16 protein-coding genes are annotated in these 16,806 nt (G+C 73.3%); all 16 read left to right on the top strand.

Annotated features, from left to right (window positions below; translation table 11 throughout):
* The first annotated feature begins 15 nt into the window (after positions 1 to 15).
* The 16 genes from IE145_RS13735 to IE145_RS13810 all read left to right on the top strand — a co-directional run bounded on the left by IE145_RS13735 (position 16) and on the right by IE145_RS13810 (position 16,796).
* The gene (locus IE145_RS13735) at positions 16 to 306 is read left to right on the top strand and encodes a hypothetical protein (RefSeq protein ID WP_189525333.1); all 291 of its coding nucleotides are present in this window, start codon (positions 16 to 18) and stop codon (positions 304 to 306) included.
* Positions 307 to 629: 323 nt separating this feature from the next.
* Positions 630 to 1,151 carry a DUF2617 family protein gene (locus IE145_RS13740; protein WP_189525334.1) on the top strand — a complete coding sequence of 174 codons (522 nt, stop codon included), beginning with the start codon at positions 630 to 632 and terminating at the stop codon, positions 1,149 to 1,151.
* A gap of 67 nt (positions 1,152 to 1,218) precedes the next feature.
* A complete protein-coding gene (locus tag IE145_RS13745; protein WP_189525335.1) occupies positions 1,219 to 2,817 on the top strand; it encodes a polyamine aminopropyltransferase in 1,599 nt (532 codons plus the stop codon).
* A gap of 150 nt (positions 2,818 to 2,967) precedes the next feature.
* Entirely contained in the window at positions 2,968 to 3,894 is a 927-nt protein-coding gene (locus IE145_RS13750; protein WP_189525336.1) for an SRPBCC domain-containing protein, read from the top strand.
* A 20-nt stretch (positions 3,895 to 3,914) separates the two neighbouring features.
* Positions 3,915 to 4,721 (top strand): aldose epimerase family protein, encoded by an 807-nt coding sequence (locus tag IE145_RS13755; protein WP_189525337.1) that lies wholly within the window; start codon positions 3,915 to 3,917, stop codon positions 4,719 to 4,721.
* A gap of 57 nt (positions 4,722 to 4,778) precedes the next feature.
* Positions 4,779 to 5,318, top strand: a complete 540-nt coding sequence (gene pyrE / locus IE145_RS13760) for an orotate phosphoribosyltransferase (RefSeq protein ID WP_069740617.1) — start codon at positions 4,779 to 4,781, stop codon at positions 5,316 to 5,318.
* Positions 5,319 to 5,463: 145 nt separating this feature from the next.
* A complete protein-coding gene (fbaA, locus tag IE145_RS13765; protein WP_010063207.1) occupies positions 5,464 to 6,495 on the top strand; it encodes a class II fructose-bisphosphate aldolase in 1,032 nt (343 codons plus the stop codon).
* Positions 6,496 to 6,614: 119 nt separating this feature from the next.
* The gene (locus IE145_RS13770; RefSeq protein ID WP_189525338.1) at positions 6,615 to 7,784 is read left to right on the top strand and encodes a MalY/PatB family protein; all 1,170 of its coding nucleotides are present in this window, start codon (positions 6,615 to 6,617) and stop codon (positions 7,782 to 7,784) included.
* A 167-nt stretch (positions 7,785 to 7,951) separates the two neighbouring features.
* Positions 7,952 to 9,460, top strand: coding sequence for an MFS transporter (locus IE145_RS13775; RefSeq protein ID WP_189525339.1), 1,509 nt, complete (start codon positions 7,952 to 7,954; stop codon positions 9,458 to 9,460).
* Between the two features lie 111 nt (positions 9,461 to 9,571).
* The gene (locus IE145_RS13780; protein WP_189525340.1) at positions 9,572 to 9,985 is read left to right on the top strand and encodes a DUF3151 domain-containing protein; all 414 of its coding nucleotides are present in this window, start codon (positions 9,572 to 9,574) and stop codon (positions 9,983 to 9,985) included.
* A gap of 132 nt (positions 9,986 to 10,117) precedes the next feature.
* Entirely contained in the window at positions 10,118 to 10,966 is an 849-nt protein-coding gene (locus IE145_RS13785) for a tryptophan 2,3-dioxygenase family protein (RefSeq protein ID WP_189525341.1), read from the top strand.
* The gene (gene kynU, locus IE145_RS13790) at positions 10,959 to 12,179 is read left to right on the top strand and encodes a kynureninase (RefSeq protein WP_189525342.1); all 1,221 of its coding nucleotides are present in this window, start codon (positions 10,959 to 10,961) and stop codon (positions 12,177 to 12,179) included. Before IE145_RS13785 ends, kynU begins: the two co-directional genes overlap by 8 nt.
* Before the next feature lie 208 nt (positions 12,180 to 12,387).
* Positions 12,388 to 13,308 (top strand): alpha/beta hydrolase, encoded by a 921-nt coding sequence (locus IE145_RS13795; RefSeq protein WP_189525343.1) that lies wholly within the window; start codon positions 12,388 to 12,390, stop codon positions 13,306 to 13,308.
* A 187-nt stretch (positions 13,309 to 13,495) separates the two neighbouring features.
* On the top strand, positions 13,496 to 14,851 hold the full coding sequence (locus IE145_RS13800) for a sensor histidine kinase (protein WP_189525344.1): 1,356 nt from the start codon (positions 13,496 to 13,498) through the stop codon (positions 14,849 to 14,851).
* Positions 14,848 to 15,516 carry a response regulator gene (locus tag IE145_RS13805; protein WP_189525345.1) on the top strand — a complete coding sequence of 223 codons (669 nt, stop codon included), beginning with the start codon at positions 14,848 to 14,850 and terminating at the stop codon, positions 15,514 to 15,516. The genes IE145_RS13800 and IE145_RS13805 overlap by 4 nt, the downstream gene beginning before the upstream one ends.
* Before the next feature lie 74 nt (positions 15,517 to 15,590).
* Positions 15,591 to 16,796 (top strand): cytochrome P450, encoded by a 1,206-nt coding sequence (locus tag IE145_RS13810; RefSeq protein ID WP_189525346.1) that lies wholly within the window; start codon positions 15,591 to 15,593, stop codon positions 16,794 to 16,796.
* Positions 16,797 to 16,806: the final 10 nt, after the last annotated feature.

The following is a 16,806-nucleotide window of genomic DNA, read 5'->3' on the forward strand; positions in this document are numbered from 1 at the left end:
AGGCGGGTGGGAACCATGGGCGTCTTCATCGCGACAGTGATCGCCGCGGTCGTCGTCGGCGGGCTGGTGGTCGCTCGACGGGCCACCGGTGGCGGGAGCGGCGCGTCGCCGCGGTCCGGGCGTCGGCGTTCCGCGAGCAGGTCCTCGGCCGGTGGCGCCGGGGCCGGCTGGTGGGCGGGCGGCACCGACACCGGCGCGTCCTGCGGAAGCGGCGGCTCCGGCGGACACTCCGGCGGGCACTCCTGCGGCGGCGGCTCGTCGTGCGGGGGCGGCGGCGGGGGTGGCTGCGGAGGGGGCGGCAGCTGACCGGCTGTCCTTGTGCACGGTCACCGACAGTGAGCCGGTGGCGGACGTTCGGAGGGTGAACTCCCTCCGGACGCCTTTTCGTTGAGCGACGCGGTCGTGTTCGGGTTGAACAGGTGAACCGTGGGGCCCCCGGGGGGATGGAAACCACGGCAAGTTGGGCGAAAACGCTGTGAGTGCGGCGTACTTCGTGATTCCCTCGTCGAAGAGAACATTCAGCCCTCGGACCCCAGTTGGACCAGATCGGGCGCCCCTCACCTCCCACACGCAGTCATGCGAGGGCGTTCCGCTGTCCCGGCGTCCATGTGTGTTTGCGGAGCCCACCCATGCTCACCACCCTCCAGACGGCCTACTCCGATACCCGCGCCGCCGACCTGGCCTGGATGCTGGGGCGGGAGCCGCTGCCCGCCCTGGCGGTCCTCGACCTCCGGTTCGACGGCGCCGAAATCCAGTTGAGGCTGCTCGGCGCCTCCCACCAGGTGCTCCTCCAGGAGGAGCCCGGGGTCTGTTCCGAGACCGTGGCCTGTCTGCCCGGCAGCAGCACCCCCCTGCCCCTCGGCGTCTCGAAGCGCCTCGGGGACCGGGAGTACGAATTCGCCGCCCGCGTCGAGACCCTGACCCAGGGCCAGTTCGCGGGCCGCGCACAGGAACTGCTGGCCCTGGTGAGCGATCACCCCCACGGCCTCGTGGGCACCTTCCCCGGCAGCCCGTACGCCTTCACCGCGATGCTCGCCCAGCGCGCCGAGGGCCAGGTGCGGTGGCGTACCTGGCACGCGTACCCGCAGGAGGGGCAGTTGGTGGTGACCCGGACCCGGGTGGGAGCGCGGATTCCCGCCACCGCGGCGTGAATGGCAGGGGCACTTACACCCGTGTGGGTGACAAGGTGCGACGGTGTCGTGACGTAGCGTTCGCGACATGATCGACCAGCAGATGTCGCTGCGAGGGGGCGCGGCGCGGCTTCCCGTACGGCCGAGGACCGGCCGGTTCCTCGTGCTCGCCGCGGTCTTCGTCTGCGCCGCCTGCGGTCTCGTCTACGAGCTCGAACTGGTCGCGCTCGCCTCGTATCTCATCGGCGATTCGGTCACCCAGGCGTCCGTCGTGCTCTCCGTGATGGTGTTCGCGATGGGCATCGGTTCTCTTCTCGCGAAACGTTTGCGCTGCCGTGCCGCCGTCGGTTTCGGGATGATCGAGGCGGCCCTCGCCCTGATCGGCGGCTCCTCGGCGCTGGTCCTGTACGCCTCGTTCGCCTGGCTCGGCGATTCGCAGTACGCCCTGGTCGGGTTCTCGCTGGCGATCGGGGTGCTGATCGGGGCGGAGATCCCGTTGCTGATGACGCTGATCCAGCGCGTCGACCGGCAGGACGCGGGCGGGACCGCCGCCGATCTCTTCGCCGCCGACTACGTGGGCGCGCTGGTCGGCGGGCTCGCGTTCCCCTTCCTCCTGCTGCCGATGCTGGGGCAGTTGACCGGCGCGCTGTTCACCGGCGCGGTCAACGCGGCGGCGGGCGGGGCGCTCGTGCTGTGGGTGTTCCGGCGCGACCTGAGCCACCGCTCCCGCTGGCTCCTCGTCCTGGTCAACGTCTCGGTGATCGCGGTGCTGGCCACCGCCACGGTGCTGGTCGACGACTTCGAGCGGGCGGCGCGGCGGGCGGTGTACGGGGACCAGGTGCGGGTCGCCGTGCAGACCGGGGTGCAGGAGGTGGTGGTGACCGGCACCGACCGGGACTCCCTCGGCCTCTATCTGGACGGCCGGCTGCGGGTCAGCGCCCGCGACGAGTACCGCTACCACGAGGCGCTGGTGCACCCCGCGATGAACGGGCCCCGCGCCCGCGTGCTCATCCTCGGCGGCGGCGACGGGCTCGCCGCCCGCGAGGTGCTGCGCTACGGGGACGTCCGCGCCGTCACCGTCGTCGAGCTGGACCCCGCCGTCACCCGACTGGCCCGTACCGACCCCGCCCTCTCCGAGCTGAACGGCCACGCCTTCCGCGACCCCCGCCTCACCGTGGTCGGGGCGGACGCGTTCCCCTGGCTCCGGGCCGACCACGGCCGGTACGACGTGGTGATCTCCGACCTCCCGGACCCGGGCATCACCGCCAGTACGAAGCTGTATTCGGCCGAGTTCTACGGGCTGATCGCCGAGGCCCTGGCCCCGGACGGGCGGCTCGCGGTGCACGCCGGACCGCTGGGGGCCCGGCCGCAGACCTTCTGGACGGTGGAGGCCTCGGTGCGCGCGGGCGGCCTCGCGACCCGCCCGTACCGCGTCACCGGCCGGTATGCGGGCCTCGCCGCGAGCCCGGACCGGGGCGGCGGGGAGAGGCGGGACCGGGAGGACTGGGGCTTTCTCCTCGCCGCACCGGGCCGTGCCCCGCGGGCCGCGCTGGCCGCCGACGGTCCCGAACCGCGCTCGTTGCGGGGCCGGGAGCTGCGCGAGGGGGCGCGGGCCGCCGCCGAGGCCCGGTTGCCGGGGCTGCTCCCGTCGACGCTGATCCACCCGCGGTACTGGGAGGACGCGTGAGCCTGCCGTGTGCCGCCCCTCCCTCGGCTCTCGGCGGTTCTTCGGTGGCTTTTCGGCGGTTCTTCGGTGGCCCTCCGGCGGTTCTTCGGCGGTCCTCCGGCGGACCGAAGCGCTGACGTCCGGGGCCGTGGCGGATTAGGCTCGGTTTCCATGGAGCATGAGGTGTTCGTTCCGGTTCCCGTCCCGACGCTGCTGCGCACCCTGGGCGATCCCGCCCGGGTCGCCCGCTGCATCCCCGGCCTCCAACAGGACGCCGACGCGTCGGCGTCGCCCCTGGCCGGCCGGCTGAAGCTGCGGGCCGGCGGGCACACCATCACCTACCGGGGCGAGCTGCTGCTCACCGGCCCGGAGAGGGACCGTTTCTCGGTCTCCGGGAAGGGCGTGGAGGCTCGGGGCACCGGTGCGGTCGAGCTGGCCCTGACCGTCGGCCTCACGGCGACGGACGGCGGGACGACGATCACCTACAGCGGTACGGCCGACGGGGGCGGGCGGCTGGTCGAGCTGGAGGAGGGCGCGGCGCTCGCGGCCGCCCACCGGCTCCTGGACCGTTTCACCCAGCAGCTGGTGACGGAGTCGCTGGCGGCGGGGGAGGACGAGAGCGGGGACACCAGCGCGGACACGGACGCGGGGGCGGACACCGGCTCGGGCTCCGACGCCGACGTGGACGACGCCGTTGCCGCGGAGGGGCTTGGGGGCGAGGAGAGCGACGCCGTTGCCGCGGAGGGACTTGGGGGTGACGAGAGCGACGCCGTTGCCGCGGAGGGGCTTGAGGGCGACGACGGATCCGGGTCCGTCTTCGACTCGCCCGTGCCGCCGCCCTCGCTCGACCCCGTCGCCGGGGTGGAGTTCACCGTTCCGGACGAACCGCCCGCCGAGGCCGCGCACGCCCGCCGCACCATGATCGGGCGCAGCGCCGAGGAGGTCGACCACGCGCCCCCGCGCGGCCGGTACGCCCCCGTGCCCTCCCCGGAGCAGGGCGGTGCGAGCACGACCCTGCGATGGGTCGCCCCCGCCGCCGCCCTCGCGCTGGCCTCCGCCGTGGTGCTGGGCCGGGCGTTGCGGCGCCGGAGGCCGTGAGCCACCAGTAGGGTCGTCGGGTGAGCAGGAGCGAAGAGAACGTCAGGCTGACCGTCGGCGCTGCCGAGTTGACCGTCGACCCCTTGCACGGCTGCCGGATCAGCAGCCTGCGGATCGGGTCCACCGAACTGCTCCGTCAGGGCGATCGGTACGGCTGCTTCCCGATGGTCCCCTGGTGCGGGCGTACGGGATACGGGCAGTTCCGCAACGGCGACGAGCTCCACGAGCTGCCGCTGAACTCCCCGCCGCACGCCATCCACGGCACCGGCCGGGACACCTCCTGGCATCCCGCGTACACGGCCGCCGACCTGGCCGAGGGCCGGGCGGCCTTCTACTACGACCTCGCGAAGCCCTGGCCGTACGAGGGCCGGGTGACGCAGACCTTCGAGCTGACCGAGGACACGCTCACGCTGGGCCTGGCCGTCGAGACGTACGGCGACTCCTTTCCGGCGCAGGCGGGCTGGCACCCCTGGTTCCTCCGCACCCTCGACGGGCGGGACGTCGAGCTGTCCTTCGACGCCGGCTGGCAGGAGGAGCGGGGCGGGGACCATCTGCCGACCGGGCGGCGCATCGACCCGCAGCCCGGCCCGTGGGACGACTGCTTCGGGATGCCGGACGGCGTGGACGTGAAGCTCACCTGGCCGGAGCGGCTGGAGCTGACGGTGAAGAGCCGCAGCGAGTGGGTGGTGATCTACGACGAGCAGGACGAGGCCGTCTGCGTGGAGCCGCAGTCCGGTCCGCCGAACGGGCTGAACACCGCGCCCCGTCTGGTGACCCAGATCGACCCGCTGGAGATGGCCACGACCTGGAGCTGGACGCGGCTCTGAGGCGCGGCTCCGAGGCTCGGCTCGGGGCCGGGGGCCGCACCGCTTACCCTCGTGGACATGACTGACGTACGCGCTGACCTGCTCCAGCAGATCAAGGACAAGGCCGTGGTGCACGGCAAGGTGACCCTCTCCTCGGGGCTGGAAGCCGACTGGTACATCGACCTGCGCCGGATCACGCTGGACGGCAAGGCCGCGCCCCTGGTCGGGCAGGTCATGCTCGACGCCACCGCCGAGCTGGACTACGACTGCGTCGGCGGGCTGACGCTCGGCGCCGACCCGGTCGCCACCTCGATGCTGCACGCCTCCGCGGCCCGGGGTAAGAGCCTGGACGCGTTCGTCGTCCGCAAGGCCCAGAAGGCGCACGGGATGCAGCGCCGGATCGAGGGCACGGACGTGAAGGGCCGCCGCTGCCTGGTCGTCGAGGACACCTCGACCACGGGCGGCTCGCCGCTGACCGCCGTCGAGGCGGTCCGTGAGGCCGGTGGCGAGGTCGTCGCCGTCGCCGTGATCGTCGAGCGCGGGGCCGCCCCGGCCATCGCCGAAGCCGGTCTGCCGTACGTCCATGTCTACTCGGTGGCCGACCTCGGCCTGAGCTGAACCCTCCACGGGCCCGGTTTCACGTGAAACCGGGTCCGCCGGGTGGAGCCCGGGGGCAAGTCTGGGAAGATGGGGGCGACGATGACGTCGCCCCCAGGTCAGGGACTCACAGCCTGCACACCCGCACATCCCAAGGAGCGGTCAGATGCCCATCGCAACCCCCGAGGCTTACGCCGAGATGCTCGACCGGGCAAAGGCGGGCAAGTTCGCCTACCCGGCCATCAACGTGACCTCGTCCCAGACCCTGCACGCCGCGCTGCGCGGCTTCGCGGAGGCCGAGAGCGACGGCATCGTCCAGATCTCCACCGGTGGTGCGGAGTTCCTGGGCGGCCAGTACAACAAGGACATGGTCACGGGCGCGGTCGCCCTCGCCGAGTTCGCGCACATCGTCGCGGCGAAGTACGACGTCACCATCGCGCTGCACACCGACCACTGCCCCAAGGACAAGCTGGACGGGTACGTCCGTCCGCTGCTCGACGTCTCCGCCGAGCGCGTCGCCAAGGGCCTGAACCCGCTGTTCCAGTCCCACATGTGGGACGGTTCGGCCGAGACCCTCGCCGACAACCTGGCCATCGGCCAGGAGCTGCTGGCCAAGGCCGCCGCCGCCAAGATCATCCTTGAGGTCGAGATCACCCCGACCGGTGGCGAGGAGGACGGCGTCACGCACGAGATCAACGACGAGCTGTACACGACCGTGGACGACGCGCTGCGTACCGCCGAGGCGCTCGGTCTGGGCGAGAAGGGCCGCTACCTGCTGGCCGCCTCCTTCGGCAACGTCCACGGCGTCTACAAGCCGGGCAACGTCGTGCTCCGCCCCGAGCTGCTGAAGGACCTCCAGGCGGGCGTCTCCGAGAAGTACGGCAAGCCGGCCGGCAGCCAGCCGTTCGACTTCGTCTTCCACGGCGGCTCGGGCTCCACCGCCGAGGAGATCGTCACCGCGCTGGAGAACGGCGTCGTGAAGATGAACCTGGACACCGACACCCAGTACGCCTTCACCCGCCCGGTCGCGGACCACATGTTCCGCAACTACGACGGTGTCCTGAAGGTCGACGGCGAGGTCGGCAACAAGAAGACCTACGACCCCCGCACCTGGGGCAAGCTGGCCGAGGGCGGTATGGCCGCGCGCGTCACCGAGGCCTGCGCGAACCTGCGCTCCACGGGCACGAAGCTGAAGTAGTCACCCGTCCGCACGGACGCACGGCGTCGGGCCCGGTCCTCCCTCGGAGGGCCGGGCCCGCTGCTGTACGGACGTGGCCGGAGCGCCGGGGTTCGAAGCCGAGAGAAGAGGATCTGTTCATGGGCGCGCCCTACGATTTCGATACCGCCGTCGACCGCCGGGGCACCTGGTGCGTCCAGTGGGACGGGGTCGCCGACCGTTTCGGCGTCGACGGCCTGCTGCCGTTCACCATCTCCGACATGGACTTCGCCACCGCTCCCGAGGTCCTGGCCGCGCTCCGGGCCCGCCTGGACCACGGGGTGTTCGGCTACAGCACCTGGCAGCAGGACGACTTCCGCTCGGCGATAGCCCACTGGTACGCCACCCGGTACGGCACCGAGATCGACACCGGGCAGCTCGTCTACGGGCCGTCCGTGCTCAGCCAGCTCTCCCAGCTGCTCCAGATGTGGACGGGCGAGGGGGACGGCGTCGTCGTCCACACCCCTGTGTACGACGGTTTCCGCAAGGCGATCACCGGACTCGGGCGGGAGCTGCGCGGGGTGCCGGTGGGGGACGAGGAGGCGCTGGAGCGGGAGCTGGCCCGCCCGGACGCGAAGGTGCTGGTGCTGTGCTCGCCCCACAACCCGACGGGCCGGGTGTGGACGGCCGACGAACTGGCCCGGACGGCGGCGCTCGCCGAGCGGTACGGGGTCGCGGTGATCAGCGACGAGATCCACGCGGACTTCGTGCACGACGACGGTGCGGGGCGCGTCCATGTGCCCTGGACGCGGGTGGCGGGCGAGGGCCGGTGGGCGCTGGTCACGTCCGGGTCGAAGGCGTTCAACTTTCCGGCGCTGACCGGTTCGTACGGGTTCCTCGGGGATCCCGGTGACCGGGCGGAGTTCCTGCGCCGGATGGAGACGGCGGAGGGGCTGGCGTCGCCGGCCGTCCTGTCGCTGACCGCGCACATCGCGGCGTACCGGGAGGGGGCGGCGTGGCTGGACGCGGTGCGGTCGTATGTGGCGGGGAATCTGGGTCACGTGGCTGAGCGGCTGGGGGCCGCCTTCCCCGAGCTGGGGTGGGTGCCGCCGCAGGCCGGATACCTCGCGTGGATCGACCTGCGGCCGCTGGGGGTGGAGGAGCCCGCCTTGCAGCGGGTGCTGGTGGAGCGGGAGAAGGTGGCGATCATGGGGGGGTCGGTCTACGGGGCGCCGGGGTTCGTCCGGCTGAACGTGGGGTGCCCGCGGGAGAAGGCGGTGCGGGGGGTCGAGGCGTTGGTGCGGGCCGTGGGGGCGGTGCGGACTGTGTGAGCCGTGCGGTGGCCGCTGGTTCCGGGGGCGCCCTGCCCCGGCCCGCTCCTGGATCGCCGGAAGGGCTGGACAGCGCGGGTTCCTCGATCGCCGGAGGGGCTTGACGTGTGCGGGTGCTCCGGGGCTCCTCGATCGCCGGAGGGGCTCAGGTGGGGCACGCTGGCCCCATGGCTGCTGCTGGCTCCGCCCCCGGCGAGATCCGGGTCGCCTCGCCCGCCGGGCGCTGGGTCGTCCTGACCACGGTGCTCGGGTCCGGCATGGCGATGCTCGACTCGACCGTCATCAACGTCGCCCTGCCCCGGATCGGCGAGGACCTCGGCACCGACCTGGCCGCCCTCCAGTGGACCGTCAACGCCTACATGCTCACGCTCGCCGGGCTGATCCTCCTCGGCGGGGCGCTCGGCGACCGGTACGGGCGGCGGCGGGTGTTCCTGGTGGGGGTGGTGTGGTTCGCCGCCGCCTCGCTGCTCTGCGGGATCGCGCCGAACGCGGGCGTGCTCATCGCCGCCCGGGCGCTCCAGGGCGTCGGCGGGGCGCTCCTGACGCCGGGGTCCCTCGCGCTCATCCAGGCCGGTTTCCATCCGGACGACCGGGCGCGGGCGGTGGGGCTCTGGTCCGGGTTCGGCGGGGTCGGGGCGGCCGTCGGGCCGTTCGTCGGCGGGTGGCTCGTCGACGGGCCCGGGTGGCGGTGGGTGTTCCTGCTGAACCTGCCGCTCGCCGCCATCTGCGTACCCGTCGCGCTCCGGCACGTACCGGAGTCGCGGGATCCGGCGGCGCACGGGCGGTTCGACGTACCGGGGGCCGCTCTCGGGGCGCTGGCGCTGGCCGGGGTGACGTACGCGCTGATCGAGGCGCCGGAGCAGGGCGCCTCGCCGGTGGTGATCGGGGCGGCGCTCGGCGGGTCGGCCCTCGGAGCGGCGTTCGTCCTCGTCGAGCGGCGACGGGCGGACCCCATGCTGCCGCCGTCGATCTTCCGCTCCCGGCTCTTCACCTCGGTCAACCTGGTGACCTTCTGCGTCTACGCGGCCCTCGGCGGCTTCTTCTTCCTCTCCGCGATCCAGCTCCAGGTCGTCGCCGGGTACTCCGCGCTGGGGGCCGGTACCGCGCTGCTGCCCACCACCGTGCTGATGCTGCTCTTCTCCGCCTCCTCCGGTGAGCTGGGGCGGCGCATCGGGCCGCGCATCCCGCTCACCGTGGGCCCGCTGCTGGCCGCCGCCGGGATGCTCCTGATGCTGCGGGTCGGGCCGGACAGCGCCTCCTTCGGCGGGTACGTCACCGAGGTGCTGCCCGCCGTCCTGGTGCTCGGTACCGGGCTCGTCGTGGTCGTCGCCCCGCTCACCGCGACCGTCCTGGCCGCCGTGGACACCGGGCGGGCCGGTCTGGCCAGCGGTATCAACAACGCCGCCGCCCGGGCCGCCGGGCTCATCGCGGTGGCGGCCCTGCCGCTGCTCGCCGGGATGGGGCCCGAGGCGTACCGGGACGCGGGCGAGTTCGCCACGACCTTCCGGCGGGCGATGCCGATGTGCGCGGGGCTGCTGGTGGCGGGCGCGCTCCTGGCCTGGTGGACGGTGCGCACCCCGGCCGCCACCACCGCCGCCCGGAGCGAGCGGCCCGAGTGCGCGGTGCACTGCGGGGTCGTCGCCCCGCCGCTGGAGCCGGAGCGGGAGGAGGGGTGAGAGCCCCCCGGGGCCAGGGCTCCGCCGGGATCACGGCGGGCTCGCGGGCTCGCGGGATCCGGCGAAAGGCCCGAGGTCCCGCCGGGACGTGACGGCAGGCACACTTGAGGCATGTCCATCCACGAGAACCTGCTCGGGGGCCCCGCCCCGACCCACCTCCCCGACGACCCCGAGCCGCGCGAGCTGCTCGCCGCCGGCACCCCGCCCGCCGAGGTCGCCGCGAAGTACCCCACCTCCTCGCTCGCCTGGGCGCAGCTCGCCGACGACGCGTTCGAGGGCGGCCGGGTCGTCGAGTCCTACGCGTACGCCCGTACCGGCTACCACCGCGGCCTCGACTCCCTGCGCCGGGCCGGCTGGAAGGGCCACGGGCCCGTCCCGTTCGAGCACGAGCCGAACCGCGGCTTCCTGCGCGCCCTGCACGCCCTGGCCCGGGCCGCGGGCGCGATCGGCGAGACCGAGGAGCACGAGCGCTGCACGACGTTCCTGCGCGACTCCTCGCCGACCGCCGCCGACATCCTGAGCTGAGCAGTCTCCCCCGGCTCCCCGCCCACGCAGGCAGGGCGGGGAGCGGCTTAGTATGCGAGCAGGGGACCGGAGCTCCATCACCTCACGGAAGGGGCGGACCGCTACCCGGAAGCTCGTGTCGAGGAGACAGAAATGTCGACCAACCACCCCGACCCCGAAGCCACCGGTGCGGACACCCCGTACCTGGACTTCGCGGGAACGACTCCGTACGAGGACTATGTCCAGGCGGATGTCCTGACCCACCTCCAGCACCTGCGCTCGGACGATCCCGGCGAGATGGTCTTCCTGGTCACGACCCAGGTCATGGAGCTGTGGTTCACCGTCATCGTCCACGAGTGGGAGACGGCCACCCGCGCCCTGCGCGAGGACCGCATACCCGTCGCGCGCGACGCCCTGAAGCGTTCGCTGCGCGAGCTGGAGGCGCTCAACGAGTCCTGGCGGCCGCTCGCCGGACTCACCCCCGCCCAGTTCAACTCCTACCGGGGCTCCCTCGGCGAGGGGTCCGGGTTCCAGTCCGCGATGTACCGGCGGATGGAGTTCCTGCTGGGCGACAAGTCCGCCTCCATGCTGGTGCCGCACCGGGGCGCGCCCCGCGTGTACGCCGAGCTGGAGAAGGCGCTCGGGGAGCCCAGCCTCTACGACGAGACCCTCGCCCTGCTGGCCCGGCGCGGGTACGCCGTCCCCGAGGCCGTCGTCTCCCGGGACCTCACCCAGCGGTACGAGCCCTCTCCCGAGGTCGAGGCCGTGTGGGCGGAGATCTACGCCTCCGACGACCAGAACGACGAGCTGGTCCGCCTCGGCGAGCTGCTCACCGACGTCGGTGAGCTGGTGTGGCGCTGGCGCAACGACCACCTGGTCGCCACCCGTCGCGCGATGGGCTCCAAGACCGGCACCGGCGGTTCCGCCGGGGTCGCCTGGCTGGAGAAGCGCGCCACGAAGAACGTGTTCCCCGAGCTGTGGACGGCGCGCAGCCATGTCTGAGACCACGACCGCGCCGGACGCGCTCCGTCAGCGGGCGCTGAAGCTCGACGCCGCCGATCCGCTGGCCGACCGCCGGAAGCTCTTCGCGCTCGACGACGGTGTCTACCTCGACGGCAACAGCCTCGGCGCGCTGCCCGTGCACGTCCCCGCCCGCGTGCAGGACGTCCTCACCCGCCAGTGGGGCGAGCTGCGCATCCGGTCCTGGGACGAGAGCGGCTGGTGGACCGCGCCCGAGCGGATCGGCGACCGGATCGCCCCGCTCGTCGGGGCCGCCGCCGGGCAGATCGTCGTCGGTGACTCGACCAGCGTGAACGTCTTCAAGGCCGTCGTCGCCGCGGCCCGCATCGCGGGCGGGGGACGCGACGAGATCCTGGTTGACGCGACGACCTTTCCCACGGACGGGTACATCGCGGCGTCCGCCGCCCGGCTCACCGGCCACCGGATCGTGCCCGTCGCCCCCGCCGGCGTACCGGCCGCGCTCGGTCCCCGTACCGCGGCGGTCCTGCTCAACCACGTCGACTACCGCTCGGGCCGGCTGCACGACCTGCCGGGGCTGACCGCCGCCGTCCACGCGGCGGGCGCGGTCGCGGTGTGGGACCTCTGCCACAGCGCCGGCGCGCTGCCCGTCGGGCTCGACGAGCACGGGGTGGACCTGGCGGTCGGCTGTACGTACAAGTACCTCAACGGCGGCCCCGGCTCGCCCGCGTACCTGTACGTCGCCGAGCGCCACCAGGCCGCCTTCGACTCGCCGCTGCCGGGCTGGAACTCGCACGCCGACCCGTTCGGCATGACCCCCGGCTACGCCCCGGCGGACGGTTCCGCACGGGGCCGGGTCGGCACCCCCGACATCGTCTCCATGCTGACGCTGGAAGCGGCGCTCGACGTGTGGGACGGGGTGGAGGTGGACGCCGTACGGGCCAAGTCCCTCGCGCTGACGGACTTCTTCCTGGAGTGCGTGGAGGCGTACGTTCCGGCGGGCCGGGTCACCTCCGTCACCCCGGCCGCGCACGCCGAACGCGGCAGCCAGGTGGCCCTGCGCTGCGACGACGCCGCGTCCGTGATGCGCCGCCTCATCGAGCGGGGTGTCGTCGGCGATCTGCGGCGGCCGGACGTGCTGCGGTTCGGCTTCACCCCGCTGTACGTCGGATTCGCCGACGCGGAACGGGCGGCACGGGTGCTGGCCGAGGTGCTGGCGGAGGCCCCGGGCGGCTGACCGTTCGTCAACAGGGGTTCGGGCGGGCGGGGACGGCGCCGAGTGCTGGTACCGTCCCCGCAGGTCAACCCAGTTGGGCACCTGACACAGGCACAGAACACAGGCCAGAACACAGGCCAGAACACAGGAACAGGGCACTGGCGCAGGGCGCCTGCGGCGCAGGCACAGAACACAGGCGCAGGCCACGGGCAGAGGACGGTTGAGCGGCATGTCGGATTCCCCGGGTTCCCCGGACGCTGCGGCGCGAGCCCGGGACGAGGCGGAGAGCGCGTCGGCGTTCGCCCATCCTCCCGTCGCACCCGACGCCACCGCCGCCTACGGCGACCACCCCGACCAGGTCGTCGACTTCTACGCCCCGCGCGACGGCCGCACCGCCGCCCCGCTCGTCGTCCTCCTGCACGGCGGCGCCTGGCGGGCCCCGTACGACCGGGCCCATGTCTCCCCGCTCGCGGACTTCCTGGCCCGCCGGGGCTTCGCCGTGGCCAACGTGGAGTACCGGCGCGGCGGCGACGGCATCCCGCAGCAGCGCGGCGGGAGCGGGCCGGCGTCCGCCGGGGCGGGTCCGGTCGCGGGGCGCTGGCCGGAGACCTTCGACGACGTGGCCGCGGCCCTGGACGCGATGCCCGTGCTGGCCGCCGGCGCGCTTCCGGGCGCGGATGTGCGGCGGATCGTGGTCACCGGGCACTCCGCGGGCGGCCATCTCGCGCTCTGGGCTGCGGCGCGGCACGTCCTGCCCGAGGGGTCCCCGTGGCGGCTGCCCGCCCCGCCGCCGCTGCGCGGGGTCGTCGCCCTGGCCCCGATCGCGGACTTCGCGGCGGCGGTCGGCCTGGGGGTGTGCGGCGGTGCGGTCACGCAGCTCCTGGGCGGGGAGGCCGGCTTCGCGGACCGGGCGGCGCACACCGACCCCGGGGTGCTGCTGCCGACCGGGATCGCCACCGCGATCGTGCAGGGCGTCGAGGACATCGTCGTCCCGCAGGCCGTCTCCGAGGCGTACGTCGACGCGGCGGCCAAGGCCGGTGAGACGGTCGGGCTGACGCTGCTCGGCGGCGTCGGGCACTTTCCGCTGATCGATCCGGCCGCCGACGCCTGCGCCGTCGTCGCCGAGGAGATCACCCAGCTCGCCTGGTGAGTCCCCCGCCGGGCGTCGTACGGCAGACGGCGGTCGGACGACAGGGCCCAGCGCTGAAACCACTGCTGACCTGGGCTTTTCCGGTCCCTTACGCGGTGCGGCGGAGGCGGGTAGTCCTTGAGGGGGATGCCGTGGAATCGGTAGCGATGGTGACGACCCGCCATCCGCCGCCGCCTACCGTGGAAGCGTGACCGAGACCCAGACGAAGACCAGTAGCCCGGAGTTCCGGGCAGCCGCAGGGGCGATAGACGGACTGCGGAACGACCTCCTGCGCAACGTGTTCGCCTACCGGCCGCTGCCGCCGCTCAGCCCCGACGGGCGGATCATCCGGCGGCTGCCCGAGGGGCTGCGCAGGTTCGTCGTCTGGACCCCGCACGCCCTGGTGCTGTTCGCCGCCTTCCTCGTGATGATGGCCGGGTTCGCCGAGTGGGAGTACCGCTTCCTGATGGGCGTCGTCCCCGCGATTCCCGTGGCGATGACCCTCATCCGGCCGGTCGCCGCGTTCTGGGCGTCGATGGTGGCCACCGTCATCTGCGGCATCCTCGGCAGCGACGGGCTGTGGGGGCCCAGCGCCTTCACGGCCCAGGTGGTGGTCCTGGTGGTCGTGGCCGCCCGGACCCGCCCTCGTGCGGCGGCCTGGATGTGGCTGCTGACCCTGTTCTTCGGGATGCTGCTGGAGGGCGGCGAGCTGTCGATCACCGCGCCCCTGGTCACCCTCTCCGCCTTCGCGCTGCTCGTCGTCGCCGTGGTCCAGATCCGGCGCGACGCCGAACGGGAGGTCACCGTGCAGCGCACCGTCACCGCCGTCGAGCGCGACCGGCGCACGCTGCTGGAGGAGCGCACCACCATCGCCCGGGAGCTGCACGACGTGGTCGCCCACCACATGTCGGTCGTCGCGATCCAGGCCGAGGCCGCCCCCTACCGGGTCGAGAACCCGCCGCCCGAGCTGGAGCAGGCCTTCGTCACCATCCGGGAGAACGCCGTGGCCGCCCTCACCGAACTGCGCCGCGTCCTCGGAGTCGTCCGGGCGGAGGACTACGAGGCCCCCGACGCTCCGCAGCCCACCCTCGCCGCGCTCGACGGGCTCCTGGACAACGTCCGTGAGACGGGCCTGGAGACGGAGAAGGTGATCACCGGGGCCGTCCGCGAGCTGCCGCAGGGCGTCGAGCTGTCGGCGTACCGGATCGTCCAGGAGGCCCTGAGCAACAGCCTGCGGCACGCGCCGGGCGCCTCGGCCCGGGTCGAGCTGGGCTATGTCCTCGGCGGGCTCGGGCTGCGCGTGGTCAACGGACCCGCGCGGGGCCTGGTCAAGCCCTCGCCCGGGGCCGGGCACGGGATCACCGGGATGCGGGAGCGGGTCGCGATGCTGAACGGCGAGATGACGGCCGGGACGACGGCCGACGGCGGGTACGAGGTCGCGGTGTTCCTCCCCGTACCGCTGTCCGAGCAGCCGGAGCGCCCGGAGCGGCCGGAGTCCCGGGACCCGGCCGAAGGCGACGCCGAGACCGTCGTCATCGAACGCGCACAGGACGGCAGGGCATGAACGACACCGACATCCGGGTCCTGATCGTCGACGACCAGATGATGGTCCGCGAGGGCTTCTCGGTGCTGCTCAACGCGATGCCCGGGATCACCGTCGTGGGCGAGGCGCTGGACGGCCGGCAGGCACTCGACCAGGTCGCCGCCCTGCGCCCGGACGTCGTCCTGATGGACATCCGCATGCCGGAGATGAACGGCATCGAGGCGACCCGCGAGATCGTCGCGCGCGACGCCGACGCGAAGGTCCTGGTGCTGACCACCTTCGACCTCGACGAGTACGTCTACCAGGCGCTGCGGGCCGGAGCCTCGGGCTTCCTCCTCAAGGACGCCTCGGCCCGGCAGCTCGCCGACGGGGTACGGGTGGTGGCCTCGGGCGAGGCGCTGCTCGCCCCGACGGTCACCCGGCGGCTGATCACCGAGTTCTCCAAGCTCGCGGAGACCCCGCGCCCGCCCGCCCTGGCCCGGATCGGGGATCTCACCGAGCGCGAGACGGAGGTGCTCGTCCTCATCGCGCAGGGGCTCTCCAACGCGGAGATCGCCTCGCATCTGATCGTCGCCGAGTCCACGATCAAGACCCATGTCAGCCGCATCCTGGTGAAGCTGGGGCTGCGCGACCGGACCCAGGCGGCGGTGTTCGCGTACGAGGCGCGGCTGGTCACCCCGGGGTAGCCGGACGTCGCCCGGGCCCGCCGGACATCGGCCGCGGGCCTTGCGGCGAGCGCGGGCGCGGGTAGCGTCGGGCCATGCACGTCTCCTTCGACCCCTGGTCTCCCGCGTTCGTCGCCGATCCCTACCCCGCCTACACAGCGCTGCGCGCGGCCGGCCGGGCGCACTGGTTCGAGCCGACGGGGCAGTGGCTGATCCCGCACCACTCCGACGTATCGGCCCTGCTGCGCGACCGGCGGCTCGGGCGTACGTATCTGCACCGCTTCAGCCACGAGGAGTTCGGCCGGACCCCGCCGCCGCCCGAGCACGAGCCGTTCACCACGCTCAACGGGCAGGGCATCCTCGATCTGGAGGCCCCCGACCACCCCCGGATCCGGCGGCTGATCTCGAAGGCGTTCACCCCGCGTACGGTCGAGAACCTCGCCCCGACCGTGCGGCGGCTGGCGGCCGAGCTGGTCGACGCGTTCGTGGCCAAGGGCGGCGGTGACCTGCTGGCGGAGGTCGCGGAGCCGCTGCCGGTCGCCGTCATCGCGGAGATGCTGGGCGTCCCGGAGGCGGACCGGGGGCTGCTGCGGCCCTGGTCCTCGGCGATCTGCGGGATGTTCGAGCTGAACCCGTCGGAGGAGACGGCGCGGGCCGCCGTCCGCGCCTCCGTCGACTTCTCCGCGTATCTGCGCGGGCTGATCACCGAGCGGCGGGCGGACCCCGGCGACGACCTGATCTCGGCGCTCATCGCCGCCCACGACGAGGGCGAGCGGCTGACCGAGCAGGAGATGATCTCGACCTGTGTGCTGCTGCTGAACGCGGGCCACGAGGCGACGGTGAACACCACCGTCAACGGCTGGCGGACCCTCTTCCACCACCCGGAGCAGCTGGCCGCCCTGCGCGCCGATCCCGCGCTGCTGCCCACCGCGATCGAGGAGCTGCTGCGCTACGACACCCCGTTGCAGATGTTCGAGCGCTGGGTGCTGGACGACATCGAGATCGACGGCCAGGTGATCGGGCGGGGCGCGGAGGTGGCGCTGCTGTTCGGCTCGGCGAACCGGGACCCGGCACGGTTCGCGCGCCCGGACACCCTGGATCTGTCCCGTACGGACAACCCGCACATCACCTTCGGCGCGGGCATCCACTTCTGCCTGGGCGCCCCGCTGGCCCGCCTGGAGCTGGCCGCGTCCTTCGGGGAGCTGCTGCGCAAGGCGCCCGCGCTGCGGATGACGGCGGAGCCGGAGTGGCACCCGGGGTATGTGATCCGGGGCGTGAAGGAGCTGCGGGCGGAGGTGTAGGTCCGCCTTC

The sequence above is a fragment of the Streptomyces sindenensis genome (assembly GCF_014649035.1).
Taxonomy (GTDB): domain Bacteria; phylum Actinomycetota; class Actinomycetes; order Streptomycetales; family Streptomycetaceae; genus Streptomyces; species Streptomyces sindenensis.